The organism is Nonomuraea sp. B1E8 (genome assembly GCF_039871515.1).
GTDB lineage: Bacteria > Actinomycetota > Actinomycetes > Streptosporangiales > Streptosporangiaceae > Nonomuraea.
Window position 1 is genome coordinate 238,496 of the sequence record NZ_JBDPLS010000003.1, and the last position, 17,081, is coordinate 255,576.

Here is a 17,081-nt window from a genome sequence, read left to right on the forward strand (position 1 = left end):
GGCGAAGGCCGAAAGCTTGGTTTAGGCAGGCTAAGCGATCGGTGGAGGTGGAGATGGAGTTCAGGGAACTGGAGTGCTTCGTCGTGCTCAGCGAGGAGTTGCACTTCGCGCGTACGGCCGAGCGCCTCTACCTGTCGCCGGGCCGGGTGAGCCAGCTCATGCGCTCACTGGAGACCAGGATCGGCGGCCGGCTCTTCCAGCGGACCAGCAGGCGGGTGCGCCTGACGCCGCTCGGCGAACGTTTCCTGGCCGACCTGAGGCCCGCGTACGAAGGGCTGGCCACGGCCGTGAGCCGGGCGAAGACGGCCGCCCGCGAGGTGACGGGCGTGCTCAGGGTGGGGTTCCTGGCCACGCCCACGGATGTGGTCACGGGCAGCGTACGCGCCTTCGAGAGCCGCCACCCCGGGTGCGAGGTCGAGCTGGTGGAGATCCCGCTGTCCGACCCGTTCGGCAGGCTGCGGGCCGGACAGGTGGACATCGCGTTCACGCTGCTGCCGGTGGACGAGCCCGACCTGGCCGTGGGCGAGGGCCTGAACCGGGTGTCGTACGAGCTGGGCGTCTCCGCCCGCCATCCCCTGGCCGGCCGGGCGAGCATCGGCGCGGAGGAACTGGCGGGCCTGCCCCTGATCGGCCTGGACGGTCCGGCGCCGCGCGCCTGGCGGGAACGCGTGGCACCCTCCGTGACCCCTTCCGGACGTGCGATTCCCCGGGCCGGTACGGTGACCACGAGCCAGGAGGGCCTGACCCAGGTGGCGCTCGGCCGGGGCGGCATGCTGTTCTGCGCCCCCACGGCCGCCCACCACAGGCGTCCCGACGTGAGCTTCGTCCCCGTCGCCGGTCTGCCTCCGTCGATCCTCGGCCTGACCTGGTCGCGGGCGGCCGAGACGGCGGCGATCCGGGCGTTCCGCGACGCGGCGGCCCGGCACGCGCTCGGGTCGGAGGCCTTGGTGGCGTGAGAGCACAGGGGAGACCAGATGTCGGAGAACACGAAAAATACGGAAAAATCGGACAGCGTCCGGGTGACCGCTTGGGTGCGGGGGAAGGTCCAGGGCGTGGGGTTCCGCTGGTGGACCCGGGCCAGAGCGCTCGAGCTCGGACTGGCGGGATGGGCGCGCAACACCGAGGACGGCCGGGTGGAGGTGGTCGCCGAGGGATCGCGGTCGGCGTGCGTCAAGCTGCTGGAGTTGCTGAGAGGTTGCGACACGCCGGGCAGGGTCGATGGAGTAGTAGAACGTTGGAGCGAACCACGAGGTAGTTTGGGCGGTTTTGTGGAGCGATAGCGACTTCCCTTAAACCCCCCAAATGGGGTATAGTTGTATGTCGGGAGTGCCCACCAGTAGGGCTCAGCGGTTCGATCGACTTGACCGCCCACACTGCCGGTGCGACTCTTGTTAAGTACCACGCGCACCCCTCCCGCAGAATAGAAGTGCGCGAACCAGTCTGGTCACTCAGCGTGGAGGACCCTTTACCATGGCGAAGGCTCTACTCGGCCACGTCGGCGGTCCTGACCCTCGAATGGTCTCGGAAATGCGCCGCCTGCAGCAGCGTATCCGGGATCTGGAGGCAGAACTCATCCGACTTCAGGCCACGAATGACGCTCTTGCGGCGCAAACCCGCGACGAGGCGCTAAGTCGCATGCAAGAGCGCGAGCCGGCACTCACCTGAGAGTGATCGGAGCGCAAGACCCAGGGACGTCTCGAAGAGGCGTCCCTTGTTATTTTCCCCTGCTCGGAAAGCTTCCTTTGCCCAGGTCGCGCCGGTTCCGACGGCATGCGCCCGCGAGGCGCATCGGGGACCAGTAGTCTTTTCCGCAGTCGTCGAGGGAAAAGGGGGCCGCGCTTGTATTTGAAGACCCTCACCCTGCGCGGCTTCAAGTCCTTCGCCTCCGCGACCGCCCTGCGGTTCGAGCCCGGCATCACCTGCGTCGTCGGCCCCAACGGCTCGGGCAAGTCCAACGTCGTCGACGCCCTGGCCTGGGTCATGGGCGAGCACAGCGCCAAGTCGCTGCGCGGCGGCAAGATGGAGGACGTCATCTTCGCCGGCACCTCCTCCAGGCCCCCGCTCGGGCGCGCCGAGGTGACGCTGACCATCGACAACAGCGACGGCGCGCTGCCGATCGACTACACCGAGGTCACGATCAGCCGGCTGATGTTCAGGTCGGGGCAGAGCGAATACGCGATCAACGGCGACACCTGCCGCCTGCTCGACATCCAGGAACTGCTGTCCGACTCGGGCATCGGCCGCGAGATGCACGTCATCGTCGGGCAGGGCCAGCTCGACGCCGTGCTGCACGCCGGGCCCGAGGATCGGCGGGCGTTCATCGAAGAGGCCGCCGGCGTGCTCAAACACCGCAAGCGCAAGGAAAAGGCGCTGCGCAAGCTCGACGCCATGCAGGCCAACCTGACCCGCGTGCAGGACCTCACCACGGAGCTGCGCCGCCAGCTCAAGCCGCTGGGCCGCCAGGCCGAGATCGCCCGCAAGGCCGCCGTCATCCAGGCCGACCTGCGTGACGCCAGGCTCCGGCTGCTGGCCGACGATGTGGGCGCGCTGCGGGCCACCCTGGAGCGCGAAGCCGCCGACGAGGCCGCGATCACGGCCAGGCGCAACCAGGTCGAGATCGAGCTCGCGGAGGGCCAGCAGCGCGAGACCGCGCTGGAGGCCGCCGAGGCGGAGGCGCAGCCCCGGCTGGCCGCCGCCCAGGAGACCTACTTCCGGCTCTCGTCGTTGCGCGAGCGCATCACCGGCCTGGAACAACTCGCCGCCGAACGCCACCGGCACGCGCTCGACGCCGCCGCCATCGAGCGCAGGGGCCGCGACCCCGAGGAGCTGGAGCGAGAGGCGGCCGAGGCCCGCGAGCAGGAGCTGATCCTGCGGGCCGAGCTCGAACACGCGCACGAGCTCCTGGAGGCGGCCGTCGAGCGGCGCTCCGAGGCCGAGGCAGAACTGAACGCCGAGGAGCAGCGGCTCGCGATGGCCGCCCGAGCCGCCGCCGACCGCCGGGAAGGGCTGGCCAAGCTCCGCGGCCAGGTCGATTCCGTACGCAGCAGGGCCAGGGCCGCCGAGGAGGAGATCGGCAGGCTCCAGGCGGCGGTGGCCGACGCGACCGAGCGCGAGCGCCAGGCCACGGAAGACCTGGAGGCGCGGCGGCTGGAGGAGCCCGCCGCCGACCCCGCGCTGGCCGAGGAGCTGGCCACGGCGCAGGCCATGGTCGAGGAGGCCGCGGCGGTCGCCGACGAGGCGCGGGCTGCGGCCGAGGAGGCCAAGGCCTGCCTCGACGCGCCGCGGGCCGCTCTGCAGGCCGCGAAGTCGGCCGTGGCCACGGCCCGCGCCGCCGACCAGGAGGCCCAGCGTTCTGTGGCCGCGCTGGCCGCGCGCAAGGAGGCGCTGGAGCTGGGGCTGGCCAAGGGTGACGGGGGCGCGGAGCTGCTGGACGCCGGCCTCGCCGGGGTGCTCGGCCCGCTGGCGGCCGCCATGCAGGTCACGCCGGGGGCGGAGCCGGCCGTGGCGGCCGTGCTCGGCCCCGTCGCCGAGGCGATCACCGTGAAGAGCCTCGACACCGCCGTCGAGGCCATCGACCTGCTCCGCGCCCAGGGCAAGGGCCAGGCCACGCTTCTCGTCGCCCATGCCCCCGGCCCTCCCTCATCCGGCCAGGAGCCCGCAGCCGGCCCTGGAGCGTCGGGCGGCGGCGCGGCGCGGCGGGGGAAAGCTCCCGACGGCAGTCGCTGGGCGGCCGACCTCGTCACGGTGCCCGGCCATCTCCGTCCGGCCCTCGACCACGTGCTGGCCGGCGTGGCGGTCGTCGACGATCTGGAGGCCGCGCGCGAGCTGGTCGAGTGCCATCCCGGCCTGCGGGCCGTCACCACGCACGGCGACCTGGTGGGCGTGTACGTGGCCGATGGCGGATCCGACGGCGGCACCTCCGTGCTCCAGGTCCGCGCCGCCCTCGACGAGGCGGTCAAAGACCTGGAGCAGGCCGAGAGCAGGGCGGAGGAGACCGTCCGCGCCCTCGACGCGGCGATCGGCGAGGAGCAGGCCGCTCAGACGGCCCTGGAGGCCGCGCAGGCCCGCGTCGGCGAGGCCCAGACCGCCGTCACGACCGCCCAGGCCGGCGTGAGCGCCGCGCAGGGCACGCTCGACCAGGTCAGGAGCCGCCAGCGGGAGGCCGACCAGCGCAACGCCGCGGCCGCCAGGCAGCTGGCCCAGCTCGAGGCCGCCGCCGGAGCCGCCCGCGCCGAGGCCGAGCGCCTGGCCAGGAGCGTCACCAAGGCGGAAGAAGCCCGGGCGGAGGGCCTGGAAGAGCTGGCCGAGCTGGAGATCCGGCTGGCGGAGGCCGAATACGCCCAGGAGCTGGAGTCCGAGCCCACCACCGACGGCCGCGACGAGCTGGCGAGCGCCTGCGAGGCCGCCAGGCAGCGCGAGATGGACACCCGCCTGCAGGTGCGCACCGCTGAGGAGCGCGTCAAGGGCATCGAGGGCCGCGCCGACGGCCTGCTGCGGGCCGCCCAGCGCGAGCGCCAGGAACGCGCCCAGGCGGCCGCCCAGCGCGCCAGGCGCAGGCAGCAGGCCGCCGTGGCCGAGGCCGTCAGCAAGGGCGCCAAGCGGGTGCTCGAGGCTCTGGCGACCTCCATCCGGCTGGCCGCCGGGGAACGTGACCAGGCCGACCTCACCAGGGTCGCCGTCGACGCCGAGCTCAAGCAGGTGCGCCTGCGCGTACGCGAGCTCGGCCAGGAACTGGACAAGCTGGTCAACCGGGTGCACGGCAGCGAGGTGGCCCGCACCGAGCAGCGCCTGCGGCTGGAGCAGATGGAGCAGCGGGCGCTGGAGGAGTTCGGGGTCGAGGTCGAGTCCCTGATCTCCGAGTACGGCCCCGACGCCCCGGTGCCCGGTGACCCGCCCGTGCCGTACGTCCGCGAGGAGCAGGAGAAGCGCGCCAGGGCGGCCGAGCGGCAGATGAACCAGCTCGGCAAGGTCAACCCGCTGGCGCTGGAGGAGTTCGCGGCGCTGGAGGAGCGGCACGCGTTCCTCACCTCGCAGCTCGAAGACCTCAAGAAGACCAGGCGCGACCTGCTGACGGTGGTCAAGGAGGTCGACGACCGGGTGGAGCAGATGTTCGCCTCGGCGTACGACGACGTGGCCAGGGAGTTCGAGCAGATCTTCACCAGGGTCTTCCCCGGGGGCGAGGGCCGGCTGGTGCTCACGGAGCCGGCCGACATGCTGACCACCGGCATCGAGGTCGAGGCCAGGCCGCCGGGCAAGAAGGTCAAGCGGCTGTCGCTGCTGTCGGGTGGCGAGCGCTCGCTGACGGCGGTGGCGTTCCTGATCTCCATCTTCAAGGCGCGGCCGTCGCCGTTCTACGTGATGGACGAGGTCGAGGCCGCGCTCGACGACACCAACACGCAGCGCCTGCTGACGTTGTTCGAGGAGTTGCGGCAGAGCTCGCAGCTCATCGTGATCACCCACAACAAGCGCACGATGGAGATCGCCGACGCCCTCTACGGCGTGTCGATGCGCGGCGACGGTGTCACACAGGTGGTCAGCCAGCGACTGAGAGAGCGCGAGTCGGCCTGACAGGTGTGGCCTTGGGCATGAGCATGGGGGTCGATCTGGAAAACTGACATCTTGTGGATGGTTACCTCGGCGTCATCGTGATCGTGGCCGTCGTCGCCCTGCTGGCGGCCGGCGGTCTGTTCCTGCTCTTCCGGCCGGGCCGAAAAGCGCCTCCGCCGGTCAAGCCGCCCGAGCCTCCCGTGCTTCCCGAGGAGAAGCGGCCCGCGGGGGCCGGCGAGGAGGGTGAGGGCGCGACCACCACGCTGCCGCCTCCGGCCAAGCCGGCCGAGCCGGTCGTGGTGGAGCCCGAGGTCGAGGTGCCGCCCCCGTCCGCGGGCCGGATGGTGCGGCTGCGCTCGCGGCTGGCGCGCTCGCAGAGCGCTCTCGGCCGCGGGCTGCTGGAGCTGCTCTCCCGCGACCGGCTCGACGACGACGTGTGGGACGAGATCGAGGAGAGCCTGATCACGGCCGACGTGGGCGTCGCGCCGACCCAGGTCATGGTCGAGGAGCTGCGCACCAAGGTCAAGGTGCTGGGCAGCCGCACGCCCGAGGAGGTGCGCGGCCTGCTGCGCGAGCAGCTGCTCGCGCAGGTCGGCCCCGATCTCGACCGCACGCTGCACGTGCGCAAACACGGCGAACGGCCCGCGGTGGTGCTCGTCGTGGGCGTCAACGGCACCGGCAAGACCACCACCACGGGCAAGCTCGCGCGCTCTCTCGTCGGCGACGGCAAGAAAGTCGTGCTCGGCGCGGCCGACACCTTCCGAGCGGCGGCTGCCGACCAGCTGCAGACCTGGGGCGAGCGGGTCGGCGCCGACACGGTGCGCGGCCCCGAGGGCGGCGACCCCGCCTCCGTGGCCTTCGACGCGGTCGCCAGGGGCACGGAGGAGAAGGTCGACGTCGTCATCGTCGACACCGCCGGCCGCCTGCACACCAAGACCGGCCTCATGGACGAGCTGGGCAAGGTGAAGCGGGTCATCGAGAAGAAGGCCACGGTCGACGAGGTGCTGCTCGTCCTCGACGCCACCACCGGCCAGAACGGCATGCGCCAGGCCCAGGTGTTCGCCGAGGTGGTCAATATCACCGGCATCGCGCTGACCAAGCTCGACGGCACCGCCAAGGGCGGCATCGTTATCTCGGTGCAGCGGGAGCTGGGGGTGCCGGTCAAGCTCGTGGGGCTGGGCGAGGGGCCCGACGATCTGGCGCCGTTCGATCCCGAGGTTTTTGTGGACGCGATCCTCGGCGACTGAGGACAATTTCCGGCTTGGCCGTAATTAGTCCTGAAATACGCATTTCCAGATAACCATTGATTGATGTCTTTTTCGTGTGCTGACATGTACCGGTCATCAAGCTAAATGTTCGGTTCCATTCAACGACGAAGGGGCACCATGAAGAAGATCGTTGTTCACCGGCCAGGAACCGTGAAGCCGACCGCCGCGGCAGCGCCGAGGCACAGCGCCTGACGCACCCGGCCGGCGCCTGACAACGGGCGCCGGCCCTCGCCTGAGCACGGAAATGGGTTCGTGTGGACACGATCACGCTGGACGCGGACCGCCGCATCGGCGGACCTTACACGTTCGCCGCCGGGCTGCTCGGCCATCTCGTCCCGGCCGCCCTGGCCCGGCATCCCGAGCTGGTCGCCGCGCATGACATAGAGATCCGGACGGCCGGGCCGAAACTCCGCGACGTCGTGCCGGCACGCAGGCGCTCACTGGCCGGCGACCTCCCCCGCGCGCAGCGCATCCTCATCCCCGCCGCCCGGCGCAGCCTCAGGATCGCCAACGGGCTGGCCGAGTTCGTCCGTGACCACCTCGACCGCGCTGGCCCGCTCGCCGTGACCGTGGCCAACCTCGACGCCGCCGACCACACCGACACCGAGTTCGTCGCCGTGCTGCGGCGCCGGCTCGACCCCGGCCTGCTGCGGCTCGACGAGGGCCCGCAGGCGCCGTCGGCAGGTGCGCTGCCGGCCGACTTCGACCGTTACCGCGACGAGGGTTTCCACCACGCGATGGCCGAGTCGGGCCTGGAGGCGCTGCGCGGCATGGCGCACGACGCCGACCCGCCGCGGTGGCGGCAGCTCCTGCGGCGCGTGGCCGCCTCGCTGGAGGCCATCGAGCGCGAGGACGAGGCCCGCGAGCTCTACGACCGCGCCAGGCGCGAGAGCACCGACCCCAAACACCGCGCCACCGTCGCCTACGCCACCGCCATGATCCTCGTACGCCACCACGACCCCGCCCGGCGCGACCCCGAGGAGGCGCTCGCCTGGATCAACGAGGCGATCGCGATCACGTCGCTGCTGCCCGACCCCAGGGAGCGGGCCTTCCACCTCGGCTTCGACCTCAACGGCAAGGCCCTGGTCGAGGTGCGCAGGGGCCGCCCGGCCGCCGCGATGGAGCTGGTGCAGCAGGCCATCGACCTGGCCGAGGCCGACCTGCCGGCCGAGCATCCGATCCACAAGCTCGTGCTCCACGCCAACCGGGCCCAGCTCCTGGACATGACGGGCCGGGCGGAGGAGGCGCTGGCCGACTACACGCGGGCCGTCGAGGCCGACCCCGGCTATCCCGACTACTACCTCGACCGGGGCAACCTGCTGCACAAGCTGGGCCGCGACGACGAGGCGCTGGCCGACTACGAGAGCGTCATGCGCCTCAGCCCGCCCTTCCCCGAGGCGTACTACAACCGGTCCGAGCTGCGTTACGCGGCGGGCGACCTCGCGGGCGCCCGCGCCGACCTGGATCACACGCTGGAGCTCGACCCGGAGTTCGCGCCCGCGTACGTGAACAGGTCAGGGCTGAGCGCGGCGTCCGGCGCGTACGCCGAGGCCCGGCAGGACGTCGAGCGAGGGTTGCGGCTCGCGCCGCGCGACCCGCACCTGCTGTGCGTGCTCGGCCAGGTCGAGCTGGCCGAGGCGCGCCATCCTGAGGCGCGCGCCGCCTTCGACCGGGCCCTGGAGCTCGACCCCGATCTGGTCGCGGCCTGGGCGGGGCGGGCCGAGCTGGCCTTCGAGCTCGGCGACCACGGCGCGGCAGTGGCCGACCTGACGAGCGCGCTCAAGCGTGCGGAGACGGCCGAGCTGCTGTTCAACAGGGCGGTGGTGCACCGGGCCGCGGGACGCCCGGGCGAAGCCCGCGACGACCTGCTCAGGGCCGCGGTCCTGACACCCGGCGACGGCGACATCGGGCAGGCTCTCACCGAGGTCTGAGTCCATGGGACGGCGCTACTGGCTCCTGCGCAGCGCGTTCCTCGCCTCCTCGCTCGGCACCTGGATCCACCGGCCGGCTCTGCCGCTCCTGGTCTACGACCTGACCGGCTCGGCGCTCGGCACCGGGCTCGTGTACGCCATGGAGTACCTGCCGTACGTCGCGCTCGGCCTGGTCGGAGGGGCGCTCGCGGACCGGGTCGACCGGCGGCGCGTGCTCGTTATCGGCGACCTGACGTCCGGCGCCGTCACCGTGCTGCTCGCGGTGATCGTGACGGCCGGCGTGCGGCAGCTCTGGGCGATCTACGCGGTGGCGTTCCTGCTGGCCTGCGTCGATCCCCTCTACCAGCCCGCGTTCCGCTCGATGGTGCCCTCGCTGGTCTCGGTGGAACGGCTGCCGCAGGCGAATGCCCGGCTCCACATGGGCGAGCACGCGGTGAACATGGTCGGCCCCGTGATCGGCGGCGCGCTCGTCGTCGGCCTCGGCCACCAGGCCGCGATCTACGTGGACGCGGGCACGTTCCTGCTGTCGGGTCTGCTGATCTGGCCCGTCAGGTCGGCGCGGGGCGCGGTGACGAGCCGCGGCCGTTCGATGCTCGCGGACATGCGGGAGGGCCTCAGCTTCCTGTTCCGCGGCGACAAGGTGGTGCTCACCACCGCGCTCGCGACCGCGGCGTGCAACTTCGGGGTCTGGCTGCTGCTGGCCGGGCTCGTCTACTACCTCAGCTCGTACCACGGGTTCAGGCCGGGGGAGATCGGCGTCGTCTACGCCTTCCAGGGGGTGGGCGCGGTGCTCGGGGCGGTGCTCGGCAGCCGGCTGCTGCGCAGGTATCCGCCGGGGCCGGTGATCTGCTGGGCCGTCGCCGCGGGCGGCCTGTCGATGCTGGCCATGATCGTGGCGCGCGGCCCCGTGCCGATCGGGCTCGCCTGGCTGGGGCAGTTCGCCGCGGCGGGGACGTCGATCGTGGCCATCGCGACCGCGCGCCAGCTGCTCGTCCCCGACCATCTGCTCGGACGGGTGCTCGGCACGGCCAGGATGATCGCCTTTCTGTCCATCCCGCTCGCGTCGCTGGCCACGGGCGTGTTCGAGTCGGAGACGCGCAACGCGTACGCGCTGATGGCCGTCGCGGGGGTGGGCTGGCTGGCCATCGCCGCCGTCGTGGCGTGCACCCCGCTGGGCCGGCTCAGGCTTCCCGCTCTGCGGGACGCGCCCGCGAGCCGATCGGCACCACCAGGGGAGTGCCGGCCACCGGATCCTCGATGACCTTGGCGTCCAGCTCGAACACCTCGCGCAACAACTCCTCGGTCAGCACGTCGCGCGGGGCGCCCGAGGCGATCACCTGCCCGGCGCGCATGGCCACGAGCCGGTCGGCGTAGCGGGCGGCCAGGTTGAGGTCGTGCAGGACCATGACGACCGTGCGTCCGGCCCGCTGGTGCAGGTGGCGTACGAGCTCCAGCACCTCGACCTGGTGGGCGAGATCGAGGAAGGTCGTGGGCTCGTCGAGCAGCAGCAGGTCGGTGCCCTGGGCCAGGGCCATGGAGATCCATGCCCGCTGCCGTTGCCCGCCCGACAACTCGTCCAGCGGCCGTTCGGCCAGGTCTGCGAGGCCCGTCATCTCCAGCGCCGCGGTGACCGCGCCCTCGTCGTCGGAGGACCACTGCTGGTACCACGTCTGGTGCGGATGCCGCCCCCTGGCCACCAGGTCGGCCACGGTCAGCCCTTCGGGCGCGACGGGCGCCTGGGGAAGCATGCCGAGGATCTTGGCGACTTCCCGGGTGGGGAGCTTGTCGATGCGCTTGCCGTCGAGCAGCACCTCGCCGCCCTGCGGCTTGAGCAGGCGGCCGAGCGCGCGCAGCAGGGTGGACTTGCCGCAGCCGTTCGGGCCGATGATGGTGGTCACCGTGCCCGCCTCGATGCCGAGGTCGAGCCCGTCGACGATGACGCGCTCGCCGTACCCGAGCCGCACGTCGGCGGCTTGCAGTCTCACTTGCGTGACCTCCAGATCAGATGGATCAGGTAGGGCGCGCCCAGCACGGCGGTGACGATGCCGACGGGCAGTTCGAGCGGGGAGAACGCGGTGCGCGCGATCAGGTCGGCGCCCGTGGTGAGCACGCCGCCGATGACCGCCGAGCACAACAGGGGCGGCCGTCCTGACCGGACCAGCCTGAGCGCGATCTGCGGCGAGGCGAGGGCCACGAACGCGATCGGGCCGGCGGAGGCGGTGGCCACGGCCGCCAGCAGCACGGCGGCGAGGATCAGCAGGGCGCGGGCCGGATGCATGCGGACGCCGAGGGCGGTGACCGTGTCGTCGCCGAAGCGCAGGGCGTCGAGCGAGCGGGTGCCGAGCAGGGTCAGCGGCACCAGCACGGCCAGGGCCAGCGCCGTGGGCGTCACGTGTTCCCAGCCCCGGCCGTTGAGCGAGCCGCTGATCCAGATCATGGCGCGGCTGGTGTCGTTGACATCGCCGACCGTGAGGAGCCAGAACTTGACGTTGGTGAACACGGCGGCCACGCCGATGCCGACCAGCACCAGGCGGTAGCCGTCCAGGCCGCGCCGCCAGGCCAGCCCGTAGACGACGGCGGCGCCGAGCAGGCCGCCGAGCAGGGCGAGCGCGGGGATGCCGAGGGTGGACAGCAGGCCGCTCACGCCGCCGTAGACGCTGCCGCTGGCCACCACGCCGGCCACGACCGTGACGGAGGCGCCGGTGGTGACGCCGAGGATCTCGGGGCTGGCCAGAGGGTTGCGGGCGATGGACTGGATGATCGCCCCGGACAGCGCGAGCGCCGCGCCGACGAGGGCGCCGGTGAGCGCGCGCGGCAGGCGCAGCTCCATGATGACGAAGTGGCCCGGGTCGCCGGCGTCGAACGTGCCCGCGAGCACGCCGGCGAGGCTCATCTCGATGTCGCCGATGCGCATGTTCAGGGCCATGAGCAGGGCGAGCAGCACCAGCCCCGTCAGGGTGAGCACGACGGCGCGCGGGCGTACCTGCCAGGACAGGCCGGCGACGCGCAGGGGCAGAGTGGTCACAGGCGCACCGGCTTCCTGCGCCGCACGAGGGCGACGAAGAACGGCGCCCCCAGCAGTGCGAGCACCACACCGACCTCCAGCTCTCCCGGCGGGGCCACCACGCGCCCGATCACGTCGGCGAGCAGCAGCAGCGCCGCGCCGACGAGCCCGGAGTACGGCAGCAGCCACCGGTGGTCGGTGCCCGACAGCGGACGGACGAGGTGCGGCACGATGAGCCCGACGAACGCCAGCGAGCCGCAGGCGGCGACCGACGCGCCCGACAGCAGGGTGACGGCGGCGACGCCGACGGCGCGGGTCACGGGGATGTTCTGGCCGAGGCTCCTCGCGACGTCCTCGCCGAGCGAGAGGGCGTTGAGCCCGGGGGCGTTGACCGCCGCCAGCATGAGGCCCACCAGGATGAACGGCAGCACCTGCCAGACGACGTCGGCGCCACGGGCCGCGATCGATCCGGCCTGCCAGAAGCGGAACACGTCCATCGCCTGCTCGTCCAGCAGCACGATGGCCGAGGTCAGCGCGTAGAGGAAGGCGCTCACGGCGGTGCCCGCGAGCGCCAGCGTGACCGGGGTCGGGCTGCCCTTGCCGCCCGTCATGCCGAGCGCGAACACCGCGACGCTGGCCACCAGCGCCCCCGCCAGGCCGAACCAGATGTAGCCGAGCAGGCTGGAGACGCCGAGCAGCACGATCGACGACACCATCGCGAACGCCGCCCCCTGCGTGACCCCGAGCAGGCCGGGGTCGGCGAGCGGGTTGCGGGTGTGGCCCTGCATGAGCGCGCCGGCCACGCCGAGCGCGACTCCGGCGAGCACGCCGAGCACCGTCCTGGGGACGCGCAGCGCGCGGATGACGATGTCGTTCTCGGTGCCGGTCGGTGCGGTGAGCGCGTGCCAGGCGTCGGCGAGCGGCACGGACTTGGAGCCGACGGTGACGCTCAGCACCACGGCGACGAGCACGGTGGCGACCAGCACGGACAGGACCGTGAGCCGCCGGTGACGGACGCCACGAAGCCCGGGGGCGACGGCCGTTGCGCTCACCCGTGCCCTCCTCGATGTTTGCCGGATCCCGGTGCAGTATGCCAGCTTAGGCAGGGCTAACCTAAATTAGGTTTGCCTTATCTTGACTGAAAGGGTGCTGATGAGACCGTTGCGCGCGCTGGTCTGCGCTGTCCTCGTGGTGGGGGTCGCCGCCTGCGGTTCCGCGGAGCCCGCCGACGCCCCCTCGCCGAGCGTCCCCTTCAGGACCGTCAAGCACGTCATGGGCGAGACGGTGATCCCGGAGCAGCCGAAGCGGGTGGTGGCGCTCGACCAGAGCTTCGTCGACGCGGTGCTCACCCTGGAGACGCCGGTGGTGGGCTACACCACCTACCGCTCGATCGACACCGAGCTCCCCGGCTATCTCGGGGCCGTCGCCGAGCGGTACGGCAAGCAGGCCGCTCCGGTCGGAACGCTGGAGCAGCCGAGCCTGGAGAAGATCATCGCGCTCAAGCCCGACCTGATCGTCTCCGCCAAGGTCCGCCACGAGGCGCTGTACGACAAGCTCTCCAAGATCGCGCCCACGGTCTTCAGCGAGACCACGGGGGCCATCTGGAAGGACAACCTCCGGCTCATGGGCCAGGCCCTGGGCAAGGAGACGCTCGCCGACACCAGGATCAGGGAGTACGAGGAGCGCGCCGCCACGATCGGCGCGGCGATCAGGAAGAAGGAAGGCGAGCTGCCGACGATCTCCGTCGTGCGCTTCGCCGGCGAGCCGACGACCCGGCTCTACGTGGAGAACTCCTACTCCGGCGTGGTCATGAAGGACGTCGGGTTCCCCCGCCCGGAGGGCCAGCCGACCGCGAAGGACGCCATCGCCGTGGACGTCAGCCAGGAGCGGATCGCGGAGCTGGACGCCGACCAGATCTTCGTCGCGACATATCCGGATCCGTCGTCTGACGGGCCCAAGGAGAAGTTCGTCAACAACCCGCTGTGGGGCAAGCTCAAGGGCGACAAGCACGAGGTCAGCGACCTGACCTGGATGAGCGCCGTGGGCATCCAGGGAGCGCACGCCATGCTGGACGACGTGGCGAAGTTCTTCGCCGTCGATCCCGCCAGACCCGCCTCCTGACGCCCATGGAGGTCGGGGAATAGCCGGCCCTTCGCTGTCGTTGAACGCGTGGTCGGCGACGGCCGTGACCGGCCCGATCCAGTAAGGCCGTGGACAACGGGGAACGACCTGGTCCGAACTCATTCGATGTTCGAGTGAACTTCCGGCCGCATCGGCTCGTCTTTCAAGGAAAGGTTTACACCCCGGCCCGAGGGCAGCGGAAAGACGTGCAGATGCGTGTCACGACAACGGTCGGCATCGACCTCGTGCATGGCCCCGGCCACCCAGCGGCGGGTCCCAGGGCCGTGGCGGTCGACGAAACTCATGCCTATACGCTATCCCCTGTGACTCTTGCCACTCTTACTGTGAAAATGGGTGGGTAGTGTTATGATAATGAGACTTGTCCGGCCGTGGACGTGACCACGCACGCCGCGAGCAGATGGACGGAAACCCCTTCTGACCAAGGCGGAACCGCACTAACGCGCCCCTTACCTGGTGCTTGCGATGATGGAACCGCTGTCAGGCGGCTTGTGCCGAAACGGGGGATAGCGCAAGGGGGATTGATTTGATCACTATGACCGATGAGCAGCGTCAGGACTGGTTCGAACGGGACGTCGTGCCCGTGACGTCGCAGCTGTTCGCCTCCGCCATGCGCCTGACTCGCAACACCGCCGACGCGGAGGACCTCGTGCAGGAGACGGTGGCGAAGGCGTACACCTCCTACCACCAGTTCCGCGAGGGCACCAACCTCAAGGCGTGGCTGCACCGGATCCTGACCAACAACTTCATCAACGACTACCGCAAGAAGCAGCGCTCTCCCAAGCTGTCCGCAGCCGAGGACATCGAGGACTGGCAGCTGCACGCCGCCGAGTCCCACTCCTCGACCGGGCTGCGTTCCGCCGAGAACGAGGCGCTCGACCGGCTCCCCGACAACATCGTGATGAACGCCCTGCGCAGCCTTCCCGAGGACTTCCGTGTGGCCGTCTACCTGGCCGACGTCGAGGGCTTCGCGTACAAGGAGATCGCTGAGCGCATGGGCACGCCGATCGGCACCGTGATGTCTCGCCTCCACCGCGGCCGCCGCCAGCTGCGCGGAATGCTGGAGGAGTACGCCCGCGAAGAGGGCGCCGTACGCATCCCCGCCCAGACCGCCGCCTAGCACAGCGTCACGGCGTTGCCCTCCGCCGGCAGGTGCCCGGCGACCACCACCACCGCAGCTGCGCCTACGGCCCCATGGCGAGATGGAGGCGGACAACGACTCATCACCGGAACGGGCCCGATCAGGGCGCACGGGCGAAACGAAGCAAGTCTAGGGATGCTGTGCGACGGCTATCAGCGCCACCGCGCCGAGCGCGCAGGCCACGCCGGTCAGCTGGACGGGCCGCAGCCGCTCGCCGAGCACGTGGCGGGCCAGCAGGAGGGTGCTGGCGGGGTAGAGCGAGACGAGCACGGCGACGAGGCTGAGCAGGCCGTCCTGCTGGGCCAGCAGGAAGAGCACGTTCGCCGTCATGTCGAGCACGCCCGCGGCGACGATGATGTGCAGCGACCCCGGCCGTGGTGTGAGCGTCCGCCGGGTGACCAGGGCGAGCAGGGCGACCATGGTCACCGACGAGAGCCTGGCGCCGACCAGCGGCCACAGGCCGGACTCGTGGGAGGTCATGGAGAGCAGGATGAAGAAGCCGCCGAATCCGGCGCCCGCGGCCAGCGCCGCCGCGACCGAGGCGAGGGATCCGTGCCCGCTCTCTGAGCTGTCCTGGCTGACCAACAGGACCGAACCCAGCGCCAGCGCGATCCCGGCGAGCGCCCAGAACGCCGGCCGCTCGCCGGTCGCCAGCCCGAACACCACGGGCAGCGCGGCCGAGGTGACCGCGGTCGTCGGCGCGACCACCGACATGACGCCCGTGGCCAGCGCCCGGTAGAACAGCACCATCCCGGCCGCCCCCGACATGCCCGCGGCCAGCCCCCATGCCAGTGCCGTGTCGCTGAACGCGCCGGGCAGCAGCGGCAGCAGGGCCAGGATCAGCGCCAGGCCGGCGATCTGCGACAGCACGACGACCGAGAGCACCTGGGTGCGTTTGGTGGCCAGGCCGCCGAAGAAGTCGGCCGTGCCGTAGACCACCGCGCAGGCGGCCGCCAGGATCACCGTCATGTCGCACTCCGTTCAGTCCAACACACTGAACCCTTAGTACAACACATTAGGTGCAACCTATTGCAACAGATTTTCACTACACTGCACTTCATGGAGGACCCCGAGCTGATCACCCAGGCCATCGCCAACAACGTCCGGGCCCAGCGCTCCCACCGCGGGCTGACGCTCGACGCGCTGGCCGCCAGGTCGGGAGTGAGCAGGGGAATGCTCGTCCAGGTGGAGCAGGGCCGGACCAACCCGAGCGTCTCCACGCTCACCAGGATCGCCTCGGCCCTGGGCGTCACCGTGGCCAGACTCGTCGAGGTCGCCGACGTGCCCATGGTGCGCGTCGTCGACAAGGCCGACGTCGTCACGTTCCGGCAGGGCGACGTGGAGGCCCGCCTGCTCGTGGGCGCGGACGTGCCGATGATCCTGGAGTTGTGGGACTGGCGGCTGGCCCCGGGCGAGCACCACGACGGCGACGCCCATCCGCCCGGCACCCGTGAGATGCTCACCGTGCTCGACGGCGAGCTGACGATCACCGTCTACGGCAGGAGCCACACCATCGGCAAGGACGACGCGGTGCTCTTCACCGCCGACCGCCCCCACCGCTACGCGAACAACGGCAAGGAGCGGCTCAGGTTCGTCATGGTGGTCGCCGAACCCCGCGAGACCCCCGATCAATGACGGAGATATCCCTTATGAGCGGCTGACACCCGTTGTCTGGGTACATCACTGATGTGTATGGAACGTCGGCAGGGGGTGGCGGGTGAGTGAGGCCCGAGCGGCGACGGAGAAACTCCAGGCGGAGCTCCACGGTCTGGGCATCACCAGCGCGTACGACGTAGGCGACGATGCGACCATCTCGGTGTGGATAGGCCTGGTCGTGCGCTATAGGGATGGCTTTTACCGTTGGCAGGAAGGACCGGCGAAACGTCGGCATCCGGGTACGGATCCGGCCGGATGTGCCATGCGCGTGGCGCGTCGCTTCAAGGAACTGCAGGCCGATATCCCACCCTGGTGGGACGACCTGGTCAGGGAACTGCGGGGGAAACCGGCCCAGGACTATCCGTAGCCCCCCGTACGCGGTGTTTCGGGGGGAC

16 protein-coding genes are annotated in these 17,081 nt (G+C 71.1%); 11 read left to right on the forward strand and 5 right to left on the reverse strand.

All coding sequences use genetic code 11. From position 1 onward, the window contains the following. Positions 1 to 53 precede the first annotated feature (53 nt). From ABGA98_RS13290 to ABGA98_RS13320, 7 genes are all read left to right on the forward strand, one after another. Positions 54 to 956 carry a LysR family transcriptional regulator gene (locus tag ABGA98_RS13290; RefSeq protein WP_347618543.1) on the forward strand — a complete coding sequence of 301 codons (903 nt, stop codon included), beginning with the start codon at positions 54 to 56 and terminating at the stop codon, positions 954 to 956. A gap of 18 nt (positions 957 to 974) precedes the next feature. Beyond that, entirely contained in the window at positions 975 to 1,280 is a 306-nt protein-coding gene (locus ABGA98_RS13295; protein ID WP_347618544.1) for an acylphosphatase, read from the forward strand. A 190-nt stretch (positions 1,281 to 1,470) separates the two neighbouring features. Then, positions 1,471 to 1,665, forward strand: coding sequence for a hypothetical protein (locus ABGA98_RS13300; protein WP_090938435.1), 195 nt, complete (start codon positions 1,471 to 1,473; stop codon positions 1,663 to 1,665). A 174-nt stretch (positions 1,666 to 1,839) separates the two neighbouring features. After that, complete coding sequence (gene smc / locus ABGA98_RS13305) at positions 1,840 to 5,568, forward strand: chromosome segregation protein SMC (protein ID WP_347618545.1); 3,729 nt, start codon at positions 1,840 to 1,842, stop codon at positions 5,566 to 5,568. A gap of 53 nt (positions 5,569 to 5,621) precedes the next feature. Further along, complete coding sequence (ftsY, locus tag ABGA98_RS13310; RefSeq protein WP_347618546.1) at positions 5,622 to 6,794, forward strand: signal recognition particle-docking protein FtsY; 1,173 nt, start codon at positions 5,622 to 5,624, stop codon at positions 6,792 to 6,794. 275 nt (positions 6,795 to 7,069) lie between these two features. Further along, positions 7,070 to 8,746 (forward strand): tetratricopeptide repeat protein, encoded by a 1,677-nt coding sequence (locus ABGA98_RS13315; protein ID WP_347618547.1) that lies wholly within the window; start codon positions 7,070 to 7,072, stop codon positions 8,744 to 8,746. A 4-nt stretch (positions 8,747 to 8,750) separates the two neighbouring features. Continuing rightward, a complete protein-coding gene (locus ABGA98_RS13320; protein ID WP_347618548.1) occupies positions 8,751 to 10,007 on the forward strand; it encodes an MFS transporter in 1,257 nt (418 codons plus the stop codon). Here ABGA98_RS13320 and ABGA98_RS13325 read toward each other — a convergent pair. Genes ABGA98_RS13325 through ABGA98_RS13335 form a run of 3 tightly spaced genes read right to left on the reverse strand, consistent with a single transcriptional unit; the run spans position 9,928 to position 12,802 of the window. Further along, a complete protein-coding gene (locus tag ABGA98_RS13325) occupies positions 9,928 to 10,731 on the reverse strand; it encodes an ABC transporter ATP-binding protein (protein ID WP_347618549.1) in 804 nt (267 codons plus the stop codon). The two genes, ABGA98_RS13320 and ABGA98_RS13325, sit on opposite strands and share 80 nt — an antisense overlap. Then, positions 10,728 to 11,771 carry an iron chelate uptake ABC transporter family permease subunit gene (locus ABGA98_RS13330; protein WP_347618550.1) on the reverse strand — a complete coding sequence of 348 codons (1,044 nt, stop codon included), beginning with the start codon at positions 11,769 to 11,771 and terminating at the stop codon, positions 10,728 to 10,730. Before ABGA98_RS13330 ends, ABGA98_RS13325 begins: the two co-directional genes overlap by 4 nt. Continuing rightward, positions 11,768 to 12,802, reverse strand: coding sequence for an iron ABC transporter permease (locus ABGA98_RS13335; protein ID WP_347618551.1), 1,035 nt, complete (start codon positions 12,800 to 12,802; stop codon positions 11,768 to 11,770). The genes ABGA98_RS13330 and ABGA98_RS13335 overlap by 4 nt, the downstream gene beginning before the upstream one ends. Positions 12,803 to 12,902: 100 nt before the next feature. Between ABGA98_RS13335 and ABGA98_RS13340 the strand changes: the two genes are divergently transcribed. Beyond that, positions 12,903 to 13,871, forward strand: a complete 969-nt coding sequence (locus ABGA98_RS13340) for an iron-siderophore ABC transporter substrate-binding protein (protein WP_347618552.1) — start codon at positions 12,903 to 12,905, stop codon at positions 13,869 to 13,871. Between the two features lie 119 nt (positions 13,872 to 13,990). Here the strand turns inward: ABGA98_RS13340 and ABGA98_RS13345 are convergent, their stop codons facing one another. After that, positions 13,991 to 14,176 carry a hypothetical protein gene (locus ABGA98_RS13345; protein WP_347618553.1) on the reverse strand — a complete coding sequence of 62 codons (186 nt, stop codon included), beginning with the start codon at positions 14,174 to 14,176 and terminating at the stop codon, positions 13,991 to 13,993. Between the two features lie 248 nt (positions 14,177 to 14,424). Between ABGA98_RS13345 and ABGA98_RS13350 the strand changes: the two genes are divergently transcribed. Beyond that, positions 14,425 to 15,009, forward strand: coding sequence for a sigma-70 family RNA polymerase sigma factor (locus tag ABGA98_RS13350; protein ID WP_347618554.1), 585 nt, complete (start codon positions 14,425 to 14,427; stop codon positions 15,007 to 15,009). A 150-nt stretch (positions 15,010 to 15,159) separates the two neighbouring features. On the opposite strand, the gene ABGA98_RS13355 is transcribed toward ABGA98_RS13350, so the two are convergent. Beyond that, on the reverse strand, positions 15,160 to 15,999 hold the full coding sequence (locus tag ABGA98_RS13355) for a DMT family transporter (RefSeq protein ID WP_347618555.1): 840 nt from the start codon (positions 15,997 to 15,999) through the stop codon (positions 15,160 to 15,162). 90 nt (positions 16,000 to 16,089) lie between these two features. On the opposite strand from ABGA98_RS13355, the gene ABGA98_RS13360 reads away from it, so the two are divergent. Both ABGA98_RS13360 and ABGA98_RS13365 read left to right on the forward strand, forming a co-directional pair. Beyond that, entirely contained in the window at positions 16,090 to 16,665 is a 576-nt protein-coding gene (locus ABGA98_RS13360; RefSeq protein ID WP_132628077.1) for an XRE family transcriptional regulator, read from the forward strand. Positions 16,666 to 16,747: 82 nt separating this feature from the next. Further along, entirely contained in the window at positions 16,748 to 17,053 is a 306-nt protein-coding gene (locus ABGA98_RS13365) for a hypothetical protein (RefSeq protein WP_347618556.1), read from the forward strand. Positions 17,054 to 17,081: the final 28 nt, after the last annotated feature.